14 protein-coding genes and 1 other RNA gene are annotated in these 12590 nt (G+C 34.5%); 12 read left to right on the forward strand and 3 right to left on the reverse strand.

What is annotated here, in order from left to right; all coding sequences use genetic code 11:
* Positions 1–58 precede the first annotated feature (58 nt).
* The 10 genes from comGA to ssrA all read left to right on the forward strand — a co-directional run bounded on the left by comGA (position 59) and on the right by ssrA (position 7633).
* Positions 59–1033 carry a competence type IV pilus ATPase ComGA gene (gene comGA / locus F5ESL0263_RS03135; protein ID WP_122034796.1) on the forward strand — a complete coding sequence of 325 codons (975 nt, stop codon included), beginning with the start codon at positions 59–61 and terminating at the stop codon, positions 1031–1033.
* Positions 999–2003, forward strand: a complete 1005-nt coding sequence (locus tag F5ESL0263_RS03140) for a type II secretion system F family protein (RefSeq protein ID WP_122034798.1) — start codon at positions 999–1001, stop codon at positions 2001–2003. The genes comGA and F5ESL0263_RS03140 overlap by 35 nt, the downstream gene beginning before the upstream one ends.
* A gap of 12 nt (positions 2004–2015) precedes the next feature.
* Positions 2016–2366: a competence type IV pilus major pilin ComGC gene (comGC, locus tag F5ESL0263_RS03145; protein ID WP_122034799.1), complete on the forward strand. Its 351-nt coding sequence runs from the start codon at positions 2016–2018 to the stop codon at positions 2364–2366.
* Positions 2356–2781, forward strand: a complete 426-nt coding sequence (locus F5ESL0263_RS03150; protein WP_122034801.1) for a Tfp pilus assembly protein FimT/FimU — start codon at positions 2356–2358, stop codon at positions 2779–2781. Before comGC ends, F5ESL0263_RS03150 begins: the two co-directional genes overlap by 11 nt.
* A gap of 16 nt (positions 2782–2797) precedes the next feature.
* Complete coding sequence (locus F5ESL0263_RS03155; RefSeq protein ID WP_122034803.1) at positions 2798–3043, forward strand: hypothetical protein; 246 nt, start codon at positions 2798–2800, stop codon at positions 3041–3043.
* Complete coding sequence (locus tag F5ESL0263_RS03160) at positions 3003–3524, forward strand: ComGF family competence protein (RefSeq protein ID WP_122034805.1); 522 nt, start codon at positions 3003–3005, stop codon at positions 3522–3524. Before F5ESL0263_RS03155 ends, F5ESL0263_RS03160 begins: the two co-directional genes overlap by 41 nt.
* A 183-nt stretch (positions 3525–3707) precedes the next feature.
* The gene (locus F5ESL0263_RS03165; protein ID WP_122034806.1) at positions 3708–4709 is read left to right on the forward strand and encodes a class I SAM-dependent methyltransferase; all 1002 of its coding nucleotides are present in this window, start codon (positions 3708–3710) and stop codon (positions 4707–4709) included.
* A gap of 44 nt (positions 4710–4753) precedes the next feature.
* Entirely contained in the window at positions 4754–5938 is a 1185-nt protein-coding gene (locus tag F5ESL0263_RS03170) for an acetate/propionate family kinase (RefSeq protein ID WP_122034808.1), read from the forward strand.
* A 446-nt stretch (positions 5939–6384) separates the two neighbouring features.
* On the forward strand, positions 6385–7191 hold the full coding sequence (locus tag F5ESL0263_RS03180; protein ID WP_122034810.1) for a Cof-type HAD-IIB family hydrolase: 807 nt from the start codon (positions 6385–6387) through the stop codon (positions 7189–7191).
* A 74-nt stretch (positions 7192–7265) separates the two neighbouring features.
* Positions 7266–7633: a transfer-messenger RNA gene (gene ssrA, locus F5ESL0263_RS03185) on the forward strand.
* Positions 7634–7737: 104 nt separating this feature from the next.
* Here the strand turns inward: ssrA and F5ESL0263_RS03190 are convergent.
* Both F5ESL0263_RS03190 and F5ESL0263_RS03195 read right to left on the reverse strand, forming a co-directional pair.
* Entirely contained in the window at positions 7738–8295 is a 558-nt protein-coding gene (locus F5ESL0263_RS03190; protein ID WP_122034811.1) for a site-specific integrase, read from the reverse strand.
* A gap of 45 nt (positions 8296–8340) precedes the next feature.
* Positions 8341–9360 carry an SLAP domain-containing protein gene (locus tag F5ESL0263_RS03195; protein ID WP_122034813.1) on the reverse strand — a complete coding sequence of 340 codons (1020 nt, stop codon included), beginning with the start codon at positions 9358–9360 and terminating at the stop codon, positions 8341–8343.
* Positions 9361–9594: 234 nt separating this feature from the next.
* Between F5ESL0263_RS03195 and F5ESL0263_RS03200 the strand changes: the two genes are divergently transcribed.
* Positions 9595–9807 carry a hypothetical protein gene (locus F5ESL0263_RS03200; protein WP_122034815.1) on the forward strand — a complete coding sequence of 71 codons (213 nt, stop codon included), beginning with the start codon at positions 9595–9597 and terminating at the stop codon, positions 9805–9807.
* A 225-nt stretch (positions 9808–10032) separates the two neighbouring features.
* On the opposite strand, the gene F5ESL0263_RS03205 is transcribed toward F5ESL0263_RS03200, so the two are convergent.
* A complete protein-coding gene (locus tag F5ESL0263_RS03205) occupies positions 10033–10911 on the reverse strand; it encodes a LysR family transcriptional regulator (protein ID WP_122034817.1) in 879 nt (292 codons plus the stop codon).
* 149 nt (positions 10912–11060) lie between these two features.
* Here F5ESL0263_RS03205 and glpK point away from each other — a divergent pair, with 149 nt between their 5' ends.
* Positions 11061–12575: a glycerol kinase GlpK gene (gene glpK, locus F5ESL0263_RS03210; RefSeq protein ID WP_122034819.1), complete on the forward strand. Its 1515-nt coding sequence runs from the start codon at positions 11061–11063 to the stop codon at positions 12573–12575.
* The last annotated feature ends 15 nt before the right edge of the window (positions 12576–12590 follow it).

The raw sequence follows: 12590 nt of genomic DNA on the forward strand, positions 1-12590 counted from the left end.
TAACAAAAAAATTCCAGCTTTTTGCGTAATTATTATTGGCGGCAAAAAGGAGGTATTTATGCGAATTAAAGAAGCGGTTAGTTCATTAATTCAAGAAGCAATTGACTGTCATGCCAGTGACTTGTTCTTTTTAACCCAAAAAGGAAAATTAGTGGTTAATTTTCGAACAATTAATGGAATTGCAAATCAAGCGAATTTTTCGATTAACGAAGGAAAGGAGTTGATTAATTATTTAAAGTTTGCGGCTCAAATGGATATTGCTGAACACCGACGACCACAAGTTGGGGCATTTGATTTTGAGTACAAAAAGCAAGTATATTATCTGCGCTTATCCAGTCTTGGTGATTATACTGACTGCGAGTCACTAGTTATCAGAATTATTTACCGTGTAAGTGAAGGAAAGTATTTCTTTAACCAGCAACTTGAATTACTGAAAAGCTTAGCGCAAAAACGTGGTCTTGTTATTACTAGTGGTCCAACGGGCTCGGGAAAAACGACCACCATGTACAAACTTGCTAAGTATGTTGGTCAAGACAGGATGGTGATGACAATTGAGGATCCGGTGGAAATCCATGAAGCTAGTTTTTTACAGACACAAGTTAATTTAGAGGCAGCCATTACATATCCGATATTACTTGAAGCAGCTTTACGACATCGTCCAGATATTCTAATTATTGGCGAAATCAGAAATGCAGTAACTGCACGTTTGGCAATTGATGCGGCCTTAAGTGGTCACTTAGTTTTTGCAACGGTTCACGCAAAAAGCACACTGCAAACAATTTCAAGACTAGAAAGTTTGAGCATTACTAAAAGTGAATTGGTAAACTGTCTTACTGCCGTTTGTTATCAACGTTTATTGCCAACAAAAGATGGTTTTTCTTGTCTAATGGACATTGCAAGTGGGAATTTTTTACACAAAAGTGTCTTGAAATCTCAACGTGGTGATTATGTTGACTGGCAAGATAATCTATTGAAGTTAAAGCAGGAGGAGAGAATTAGTGCGGCAATATTTGAGCAATTCAAGCAGGGGTAAGCTAAATAGTAAAGAACGATTTCTCTTTTTGGATTACTTACAAAATAGTTTACTTAACGGTTTTTCTCTTGGTACAAGTTTGGAATTAATGCCAATTGTTTGGCCAAAGCAGAAAAAGATTCTTGGAAAGTTAAACAAACGCCTTCAATCTGGAACAAAATTGAGCAAAGAAATGGAACGACTAGGCTTTTCAAAAACTGTTGTTACCCAGATCGACTTAGCAATGAATCAAGGCAACTTAGTTGAATGCCTTGGCCAACTTGCGTCATTGAGTAGATTGAAAAATGAACAAATAAAGAAATTAAAAGCCGAAATGTCCTACCCACTTGTTTTAGCTGTAATGATGGTTTTGTTGCTCGTATTCATGCAAACTTTCGTTTCTAGTCAGTTTGCAAATACTGGAGAGCATACTGGAGACATTATGCTATTTGTTTTACTTGTTATGGGTCTACTTTTTATCTATTTTTTAGTTAAAGTTACCACCTTATTGAAGAAACAGGACTATCGTTCTCTAGTTAAGTTAGGACACTATCCAATCATTGGTTCGACTATTAAATTATATGTTAATTACTTACTTGTTTATGATGCTGGTTTATTGCTTGCAAGTGGGTTTTCACTACAAAAGATGTGTGAGTATGCTGCTAAACAAGAAACAGGGTCACTACAACAAGTGATTGGTGCAAAAGTTGGTAACCAGCTTAGGGATGGTAAAAGCCTGGAGAAAATTATCAAGAAAGAGTCTTTTTTACCAAATGAACTGTTATTGCTAGTTCAAACAGGTGCGAAAAAGAGTGATTTAAGCAAGCGTTGTTTGCTTTTAGGGAAGACACTGTTTACTAATTTGTCCAACAAAATTGAAAAGTTAATTGTTAATGTTCAACCGTTTTGCTTTATCTTAATTGGATTATGCATTATCGGGATGTACTTAAAGTTATTACTACCAATGTACGCAATGATGCAAAGTATTTAGGAGGATATAAAAATGAAAAAAGCAATAAAAAAATATCTATTGGGTTTATTAGCCAAAAATAGAAAAGCACAAGGATTTACTTTGATTGAGATGGTAGTAGTCGTTGCTATTATCGTTATGTTGTTACTAATCATTGCACCTAATTTGACTAAACAAAAGCAAAGTGCAAATGACAAAGCTGATGATGCATTTAAAACGACTCTCCAAACTCAGGCAGATTTATATCAAGAAGACAAAGAGCGCGACGGTAAGGAAATTTCCTTTAAAAATATGTTTGACGACGGCTATTTAACTAAAAAGCAATTCGATAAGACACAAGATTATACGGTAACTAACGGTGTTGTTCAAAAGAATGCAAACTAAAGCAAGCCAATGTGGCTTTACAGCTATTGAAATGGTAATTACTTTAGCAATTTCAATTGGAGTAATTATGCTGGGTACAGTTTGTCTTGACGGTTATAGTGAAAAAATGGTGTTAAATAATACTACCAAAGAAGTTAAAAGTACAATCGAGCAGGCTGCTAGAATTTCTACCATTAAACATGTTGCAAGCTACATCAGGTATTATCCTAATTCGAATATGTTGACGGTTACCAGAGCAGGCCATAGAAAAGTTGTTAAAGTTGCACCACAAATAAAGATTTATAAATTGTCAGATTTATGGATTTCGTCAAGCGGCTTAATGTCACCGAGAACAATTGTGATTGCAAATCGTCAAGAAAAAAGAACAATCAGGCTGCAAATGATGTGGGGACGAGTGATTGACAATGCAGCATAAAATAGGTGGGTTTTTAATGGCTGAAAGTTGTGTCGCACTCTTTATTACATTTTTAGGAATTGTCAGTATTTCATTGATTGTAGGCGAAAGTAGATCATTCGAACGAGAAAATGAGCAAAAAGTTGATCGTACTTATGCTATTCGAGTAATGAAGGAAAATGAAATTAAGCAAATTATTGTCCATGATCATGTTTATCAAATGATAGGTGATTCAAAAATTTATGATGCAACTAAAAAACAAATGTACAAGGTTAAAAAGTAATGGCTTCTTATTGGCTGATGCTGTATTTGCTGTTTTTGTAACCTTGCTAGCAGTTGTAACTTTACAGAATATGTTAAAGAGTATGGCAACGGCTGATAAAGCACATCATCGAACCGATGACATAGTATTTGCTTATGTTCAATTTGATCATTTTTTGAAAGAAGATGCTAAAACCGTTTATCTTTTTCCAGCTGGAACAAATAGTCGTCAAGCTGCTATCAAAAAAGTCAATCAAAGCGGTAAAACGCAGGTTTATATTTTAGCTTCATATAAAGACATGATTAGAATGAGGACGCCTGAAGGAGGGCATATGCCACTACTGTTAAACGTTAAAAAAGCCTCATTTATTAGTAAAGACCAGCAAATAAAAATTAATGTCGTCGAAAAAGATGGGCGATCATCTGAAATATATTTCAAATTGGATGCAAAACCTAAAACAACAAAAAATGAAAAGAGAAAAAATGATGAAATTAAAGGCTAGTGCTTTATTAAGTAGCGTTTTAGTTTTGACTACCTGTTTGCTTTTTTTACAGTTTTATCAAGAAACCTATTGTAGCAGTATGCAAAACAATACGCTATTAATCGAATATTTATGTCGGTATTGATTTACTTGCGCTTGTTACCTGATTTCTATTAAAATGTTTAGAAGAAACGGGGTATCAAAGTGGATAAAATTGAAAACTTATTTAATAAATTTATAGACTGCGTTGAGGTATTACAGAATGCTCTAAACGTATCATTTAGTGAAGCACTAACAGAGACTTTTGATAATTTGGAAAATGAGCAGATAAAGGTTGAATTAGGTGCACCTGATAAAGAAACAGTGGCCCAACTAAGTGAAAAATACCAACAGCTGCATTATGAAGATCTTTCACAAAAGGCAAAAGTGCAAATATTTACTTTTTTAACACTTAAGGCTATTAATGAGGACGATTTAGATCCTAATCAGATGCCAACACCGCCAGTGATATCAACTATTATTGCGATGTTTATGCAGAAATTATTACCGGATCAAGGACTAACTATAATTGATCCTGCAATTGGTTCAGGCAATTTATTATTCTCGGTGGTGAATCAGCTCAAAAATGCGAATCATTCAAAAGCAGATTTTAACTTATTTGGCATTGATAACGATGAAGATATGTTGAACTTTGCCGATATTAACGCGCATTTAAATGGTCTTGAAATAGAGCTATTCAACCAAGATGCGTTAACACCATGGTTTTGTTCTGAGCCAGACGTTGTTGTGAGTGATCTACCAATTGGTTATTATCCAATTGATGAAAATGCAGAAAATTTTGCAACCAAGGCTGAAAAAGGTCATTCATTTGCTCATCTTTTGTTTATTGAACAGATAATTAAGAATTTGGCGCAGGGTGGTTATGCTTTCCTTGTTGTTCCTAAGGACATTTTGTCTGGAAAAACTGGAAGTGACTTTATGCCATGGTTATCAGAAAAAGTTTATTTAAGAGCAATAATTGAGCTACCAGATAATGCGTTCCAAAATAAATTTAATCAAAAGTCCGTTTTAGTTTTCCAAAATCATGGTAAAAATGCTAAAAGTAGTGAGGTTTTTCTCACAAAGTTGGATACACTTAAAAAAGAAGAGGACCTAATCAAGCTTAATGTTAAACTGAATGAGTGGTATACTAAAAATATTCATTAACTTGTGAAAAAAGTCAAATTAAAGTGTATGGAGGAATCTCATTTATGAAAAAAGTTTTAGCAATAAACTCAGGAAGTTCTTCATTTAAGTATAAGCTATTTGCTATACCTGAAGAAAAAGTATTGGCAGAGGGGATTGCTGATCGAGTTGGTATTGATGGCTCATCTTTTGAAATTAAGTTAGCCAACGGTGAAAAGCACGAAGAAAAGGTTGCAATTCCCGATCAAGAAACAGCTGTCAATTTGTTATTAAAGGCTTTAAAAGAATATAAAGTTGTTGAAGACTTGAGTGAAATTGCTGGAGTAGGTCACCGTATTGTTGCCGGTGGTGAAGATTTTACTGATTCAGCTATTATTGATCAGGAAAAACTGCAAAAAGTTTACGATTTAAAAGAATATGCCCCATTACATAATCCGGCTGAGGGAAAGGGTATTGAAGCTTTTATGAAGTTACTACCTGATGTTCCTGAAGTAGGGGTTTTTGATACTTCATTCCATCAAACATTGGATCCAGAGCACTACATGTATTCAATCCCTTATAAATATTATGAAAAATATGGTGTGCGTAAGTATGGTGCACATGGTACTTCTGTGCGTTACATTACTGGTAGAGCAGCAGAAATGCTTGATCGTGATGCCAAAGATTTGAAATTAATCGTATGTCACTTAGGTTCTGGTGCATCTGTTACTGCAGTAAAGAATGGCAAATCATATGATACATCAATGGGCTTCACACCACTTGCTGGTGTTACTATGGGTACTCGCTCTGGTGATGTTGATCCATCCGTTTTGCAATATATTATGAATAAGGAAAACCTTGATATTAATCAAATGATTGATATTTTGAATGATCAATCTGGTTTATTAGGTATTTCCGGCATTTCTTCTGATATGCGTGACTTGGAAAATAATTCAGATGAAAAAGCTGCATTAGCACGTAAGATTTTTGTCAACCATATAAGACAATATATCGGTTCATACATTGTTGAATTAAAGGGTGTTGATGCAATTATTTTCACTGCTGGAATCGGTGAGCATGATGCAGGAGTTCGTGAAGAAATCATGAAGTCATTTGAATTTATGGGACTAAAGCCAGATTATGAAGCTAATAAATCTAATGGTGAGAAGTTCATTTCTAAGCCTGATTCAGCAATCAAGGCAATGATTATTCCAACTGATGAAGAATTGATGATTGAACGTGATGTTGTTCGTCTAGCTCACTTGAGTTAACGATAAAATCTGTAATTAAATAAAGAAGCCGCTAAGAAAAACTTAGCGACTTTTTTTGTTTATTTTTGATATTATAGTATTTGGAAATAATGCTGTAACATAGGGAAAAATATGTGTTATTGCCTAAAAGAAATGTGTCGTCATTAAACGATTTAGAAGAGAGAATAGCTTTTTTGACTGTTATAGCACTATTAGGCAATTCAATTTTACAAGTCTATCAGCCATAGAGAATTAATTATGACATTTTGGGCAATATGAATAATTTATTGTATGCACATGTCTTTTCCGGATTTCAAACTGAGAAACTGGAAAGTCTAGCCAAACCAGTTTGGTTATATGATTCGCATTATTAGATTGATTTTGACTATCAATATAATTCACAAAAGCATGGTCGGATTCAACGGTAAATAACTTAAAACTTGAACAAAATAGTAAAGGAAAAATAAATGATTAAATTAGTTGCAATTGATGTTGATGACACATTATTAAATAGTCAGGGAAGTTTACTTCAATCTACTATTGAAGTAATTAAAAAAGCAGTAAAGCGTGATATTAAGGTTGTGCTATGCTCTGGACGACCATTAGCTGGTGTGAAGCACTTTTTGAATGAGCTAGGAATAGTTCAGGATAATCAATATGTTGTTACTTTTAATGGTGCTGTTATTGAGACGGTGACAGGTAAGACTTTACAAAAATCTGGAATTGATCAAGCAACTTATGAAAAGATTGACCAATATTCGAAAGAACATGGCGTGGATTACAATATTGTTGATGAAAATAGTGCAATCATTACAAGTAATTTAAATGTTAATCGAATTACTGTTGTTCAGGCGTGGGAAAACAGTGCAGGTGTCTTAATCAGAAAGCCTGATGAATTACCTGAAGGTGATCAAGTAATTAAGGCTGTTTTTGGTGATGAAAAAGATAAGCTTGATCAAGTTGAAGCTGATGTTGTAAAAACATTTGGAAAAGAAAATTACGTGGTGCGAGCAGCAGCTAACTTTTTAGAAATAATGCATCCAGATGTTAACAAGGGAGTAGCACTAGAATTTTTGAAAAAAGAACTAGGATTCGAAACTGCTGAAGTAATGGCTATCGGGGATGAACGTAATGATATTCCAATGTTTAAAGTAGCTGGAACTTCAGTAGTAATGGAAAACGGTTCTGCTGCAGCAAAGGAACATGCAGATTATGTAACTGCTTCAAATGATGAAAATGGAATTGAACAGGCATTTAATAAATTTGTTTTGTAAAGTTTTCCGTTATAACTCAGAAGCTACCGGATGTAAGTTAGTGTAATTTATGCTATACTATTTCTATCCTATTTGGGGATGTTTTGGGATTCGACAGGCGTAGATTCGCATTGACTGCGATCCGTAGATCACGTCTGCGTTAACAACGTCAACAGTTTTATAACTGCAAATAAAGAAAATTCTTACGCATTAGCTGCTTAATTTAAGCGCATGTGTTGCTTTTTATCGGATTACTCACGTCTGGTAAAAAGTATCAACTTAGTGAGTTACGTTTAACTACCTCATCTGAATAGTTAAAAAGAGTCATTTCAGGTTAGCTAGTCCATTCTAGCCCTGTTATATGGCGTTTTGGATTAGTGAAATTCAAGTAATATAACTATGATTGTAGATGTCAGTGACGGAATGCGTTTGGACAGGGGTTCAATTCCCCTCATCTCCATAGAATCTATGCTATAAATGCTGATATTACAGCATTTTGATACATGGGTGGACTAAAAATGGACTAAACGGTACTTATCTTGAGTATTGTTTAGTCCATTTTTTTATTTATAAGGTATCTAGTATTTCTTCAATACGGTTATCAGACCTAGCTTTTAATTCGTCAATCATATGAGCATAAACTTTTGCGGTAATTGACATGTTAGAGTGACCTAGTCGCTGACTTATCGCGTATAGGTCGACGCCTTTGTATAGCAATATAGAAGTATGAGTATGACGCAGACTGTGAAAGTGGAATCCAGGAATATTTATATTGCATTGCTTTAGAAGCTTTTTTAATACTTTATTACATGCCGATGGGGTTGGAACAGTTTCAAATGAAGTTCCAAAAACATATTCATGATTGTATTTTTTTAGTTGTTGTAATACGTTCAGTAGTTTTTGATTGACCCTAATGGTTCTTATAGATGACGGAGTTTTAGGTTCTTTAATTTTTTGAGAAGCGTAGGAATAGCTTTTTGTAATATCGATAGTCTTAGACTTAAAATTGATGTCCGACCATTTAAGAGCCATGATTTCACCAATTCTCATACCAGTATAAATGGCCGTAATAATCATATATCGACTATTATATCGAGGATTAAGGTCGGATTCTGTTTGTTCAATTAACTTTTTATTATCTTGGTTATAAAAACAGTGGGGATTTGACTTTTAGTTGTTAGTTACAACGACAAAGCTGACCCCGTTTTCGTAGAAACCGTTTTTGTGAGTGGAAGCTAGCCCAAGTCCGAATGAGGTACATGATCTACGTTTTAGGTGATCTCTATGAGCAAAGTTGGCACTTCCATCATAAAAAACAAAATTATTGAATGCTTCTTGAGCCATTTGTTGAGGTGTTCCTTCTTTAACCAAGGCCTCAAGTTCTCCATAAAAATTGGAAGAGCCTTGATGCCTGTCTGAATCATGATATGCATCAAAATGTTGAGCATCATGTATTGAACGAGAAACATCATAGTCAAAATGTTTATCTGTATATGACATCTTAGTGTCCACTCCCTGAGAAGCGCGCCAGTCATTAACCAATTTTTCAAAGCATTTTGCAGTTTCTACAATAGTCGACCTATCAAAAGCAGTTCCAGTAGGAATGCTGCTTAATTCATCTTTCACTTCTTCGATACTAGTATTATCATTTGGATCATCCCAATTATCAGAAGTTGGAATATCTTTATCTTCTTTTGGTTTTGACTTTTGTGTGTCACTTGCCTTTACCCAATTTTGGTACTTAATTCGATACCATGTATTGCCTTTATCATCTGTATATGTTTCATAGACAGGTTGTTTTCCAAGCAGTGTATAAAGCGAATTTTTACCGTTAGGCTTTGTATAAAACTCAGCGTCATATTTCAAATAAACCGTAAATAAAACTGGGTCCTTGTCTTCCTTAGGGGGAATGACTGTATTAATTTTCTTTACATATCGTCCATTACCAATGTTGTAATATACTTTTCCTTTTATTGATTTTTTTCCATAAGTTTTAAGATATGTTCCTCGTTTTAATGAAACTTTACTTTTTCTACTACCCTTTGAAGAATATACATAGGAATTCTGTCTTAACTGAACTCTAGGTGAAGAGGCAGCCAAAACAGGGCTTGAGCTTTGCTGTATAGTTATAAGTCCTAAGCCAATTAAAAGTCCCGAAGAAATTTTAGTAAAGGCTTTTGTATTTATCATGTTGTTCTCCTTTTTATCTAACAATAAATTATTTATATTCTTTATTGTAGACAAGAAAAAAGAAAATTTCAGGAAAAATTAGGAAGGAGCAAAAGCAGTGAGCAAAGTATATAATTTAAAAAAGCAAAAAGGTAATTGGACAATCAAGACAAAAATAGATTTAAGACCTAGAACCATCCTTAAAACAGTTATAATTGTAGTAGCAATCATTGCGATAATTTGGAGCGTGACAAAATGGCTAAGCTAACTGAAGCAAAAAAAGAAGCAAATAAAAAATGGAATCAAAAAAATAAAGAGCGAATGAATTATCTTGCGGCTAGGTCTCAAGCTAAAAGATTCGTTAATAAATTTGCGACTCTTGAAGATTTAGACAACTTGGAAAAGATTATTGCCGAAAAAAGAAATGAATTAGAAAACAATAGTGACGTAGAGAACCACATGGACTAACTTTTATAAACAACTATTATTAGTCGTTTTTAAAATGCTATTATATCAAGGTTTATATTTGATATTTATTGATGATTTCAATTATAAATTCCCCTCATCTCCCTAAATAAAAGCCTATAACCTTCGTGGTTATAGGCTTTTTTATTATTATTGGTCGCCAAATGGTCGCCGACTTGTTAAATTTTGTCTAGGATTGATCATAAAATTTTGGAAAAAGTACATCACTTAGTCTTTTGATAAAGAACGCTCTAATATATTAGAGATTGCTGGGTTCTTATATATTGCAACAACATCATATTTTAATTTCGGTAGCTCAGGTAAAAAAGTAACACGGCTATCATAAATCTTGGGTAGTGATAGTTCCTCTGGATAGATTGCCATACCATGATTTAACACAACATTTGATAATGCAGAGTCAAAACTATCTAAATAATCAGTTTCTTCATAACTAATATGCATTTTTTCCAGAGTATTTTTGATTTTGGTTTGTACATCATTATTATCAGTAGCACCCCATCTTTGTAAAAAAAGGGGGTGCCTTTTTAGTACGTTTTTCTTAAGCTTCCCCTTTGAATCGAAAGAATTTTGATTCAATAAAATGCCAAAACTGGCGGTACCAACTTTTCTAACATGGATATTTTTAATTTTACTGACAGCAGTAGAAAAGCCAATCAGTACGTCATAGTCGCCAGCATCAAGCTTAGGTATACTTGTTGAAAAATTTTCAGTATCCAGTTGTACTTTTAGACTAGGGTTATTTTTGGTCAAAGATTCAGCTAATTTAACAGTCCAATAATCAAAGCCATGTAAGTAGTGTATTCTCAAAGTCTGAAATGAATTATTTAATTGACTGATTTTTTCATTGAATTCGTAGTAATTTTTTAAAACAGGTACTGCACAGTTGTATAGATTTTTTCCTGCCACGGTTACCTTAAAATGTGAAGTTGAGCGGTCAATTAGTTGGACACCTAACTCATCTTCTAAATTTTTAATCGCATTGCTGATTGCTGTTTGAGAGACAAAATTTCTTTTTGCAGCAGGAGTAAATCCTTGAGTTTCAACTACATCAATAAAGTACTTATATGCTAATAAACTGTATTTCATCACGTTTTATCCTTTTGCTTATAACTTTACCTAATAAGTTATTATCATTATATGTTAGCGCTTTCTAAAAAGCGAGGGTAAAATTAAATCTGTAAAAACGGTTACCATTACTAAATCAGTTTTGTGACTAAAAAGGAGAAAAAGTATAAATGGCTGAAAAATATATTTTAGCGATTGACGAAGGTACTACAAGTACTCGATCAATTATCTTTGACCACGATGGTAAAAAAGTAATTGACTCACGCAAAGAATTTAATCAATATTTCCCTAAACCTGGCTGGGTAGAACATGATGCCAATGAAATTTGGAATTCTGTCTTATCTACAATTGCCAATTCGTTTATTAACTCGGGAATCAAACCTAATCAAATTGCTGGTATTGGTATTACCAATCAGCGTGAAACGACAGTAATTTGGGATAAAAAAACCGGATTACCGATTTATCATGCAATAGTTTGGCAATCACGGCAAACTTCAGATATAGCTGACAAGTTAATTGCCGATGGCTATTCAGACATGATTCATGAAAAAACTGGCTTAATACCTGATGCTTACTTTTCAGCAACTAAAATACGCTGGATTCTTGATCATGTTCCTGGCGCTCAAGAGCGGGCTGAAAAGGGCGAATTATTATTTGGCACCATTGACACCTGGCTGGTTTGGAAATTAACAGGTGGTAAAGTGCATGTGACAGATTATACGAATGCCAGCCGGACAATGCTCTTTAACATTACCCAACTTGATTGGGACGATGAAATTCTTAAGCTATTGAACATTCCAAGACAATTACTACCTGAAATTCGGTCTAATTCTGAAGTCTATGGTACTACAGCGGAATACCATTTTTATGGTAGTGAAGTGCCAATAGCTGGAATGGCCGGTGACCAGCAAGCAGCTTTGTTTGGCCAACTAGCTTTTGAACCAGGCATGGTTAAAAATACTTATGGTACCGGTGCTTTCACAGTTATGAACACTGGTGAAAAGCCAAAGTTTTCTTCTAATAACTTGTTAACTACTGTAGCTTACGGAATAAATGGCAAAGTAAATTACGCTTTAGAAGGTAGTATTTATGTAGCAGGTTCTGCAATTCAATGGCTACGTGATCAAATGGAAATTATTGATGACGCTTCTCAATCAGAAGAGGCAGCTCAAAACTCAAAGGATAATAACGAAGTTTTCGTTGTTCCAGCATTTACTGGATTAGGTGCTCCATACTGGGATTCTAATGTGCGCGGGGCTGTCTTTGGCTTAACTCGCGGTACTACCAAGAATGATTTTACTAAAGCCACTTTGCAGTCATTAGCGTATGAAAGTCGCGATGTAATTGATACGATGCATGAAGATACAAAGATTGATATTCCCAAGTTGAAGGTTGACGGTGGAGCAGCAAACAATGACTATTTGATGCAATTCCAAGCAGATATTTTAGGAACCGAGATAGAGCGTGAAGCTAACCTTGAAACCACAGCACTTGGCGCAGCTTTTCTGGCAGGTTTAGCAATCAACTTCTGGAGTGGTTTTGATGAAATTAAGAAAATTCAAAAAGTAGGTAAGACCTTTGAACCCCAAATGAGTGATGATGAAAGAGAACACCTTTACGAGGGCTGGAAATCAGCGGTTAAGGCAGCTCAAAGCTTCTCATACAAACCATACCTAAAGAAGTAAGTAGTGTTTTTTACA

Origin of the sequence: Lactobacillus sp. ESL0263 (assembly GCF_003692845.1) — a bacterium.
Classification (GTDB): Bacteria; Bacillota; Bacilli; order Lactobacillales; family Lactobacillaceae; genus Lactobacillus; species Lactobacillus apis.

What these genes read in the sequence shown, in the direction of transcription:
- comGA (WP_122034796.1), top strand. Translation starts at nt 59, where the DNA reads ATGCGAATTAAAGAAGCGGTTAGTTCATTAATTCAAGAAGCAATTGAC.
- comGC (WP_122034799.1), top strand. Translation starts at nt 2,016, where the DNA reads ATGAAAAAAGCAATAAAAAAATATCTATTGGGTTTATTAGCCAAAAAT.
- F5ESL0263_RS03150 (WP_122034801.1), top strand. Translation starts at nt 2,356, where the DNA reads ATGCAAACTAAAGCAAGCCAATGTGGCTTTACAGCTATTGAAATGGTA.
- F5ESL0263_RS03155 (WP_122034803.1), top strand. Translation starts at nt 2,798, where the DNA reads ATGGCTGAAAGTTGTGTCGCACTCTTTATTACATTTTTAGGAATTGTC.
- F5ESL0263_RS03160 (WP_122034805.1), top strand. Translation starts at nt 3,003, where the DNA reads ATGATGCAACTAAAAAACAAATGTACAAGGTTAAAAAGTAATGGCTTC.
- F5ESL0263_RS03170 (WP_122034808.1), top strand. Translation starts at nt 4,754, where the DNA reads ATGAAAAAAGTTTTAGCAATAAACTCAGGAAGTTCTTCATTTAAGTAT.
- F5ESL0263_RS03180 (WP_122034810.1), top strand. Translation starts at nt 6,385, where the DNA reads ATGATTAAATTAGTTGCAATTGATGTTGATGACACATTATTAAATAGT.
- F5ESL0263_RS03195 (WP_122034813.1), bottom strand. Translation starts at nt 9,360, where the DNA reads ATGATAAATACAAAAGCCTTTACTAAAATTTCTTCGGGACTTTTAATT.
- F5ESL0263_RS03200 (WP_122034815.1), top strand. Translation starts at nt 9,595, where the DNA reads ATGGCTAAGCTAACTGAAGCAAAAAAAGAAGCAAATAAAAAATGGAAT.
- F5ESL0263_RS03205 (WP_122034817.1), bottom strand. Translation starts at nt 10,911, where the DNA reads ATGAAATACAGTTTATTAGCATATAAGTACTTTATTGATGTAGTTGAA.
- glpK (WP_122034819.1), top strand. Translation starts at nt 11,061, where the DNA reads ATGGCTGAAAAATATATTTTAGCGATTGACGAAGGTACTACAAGTACT.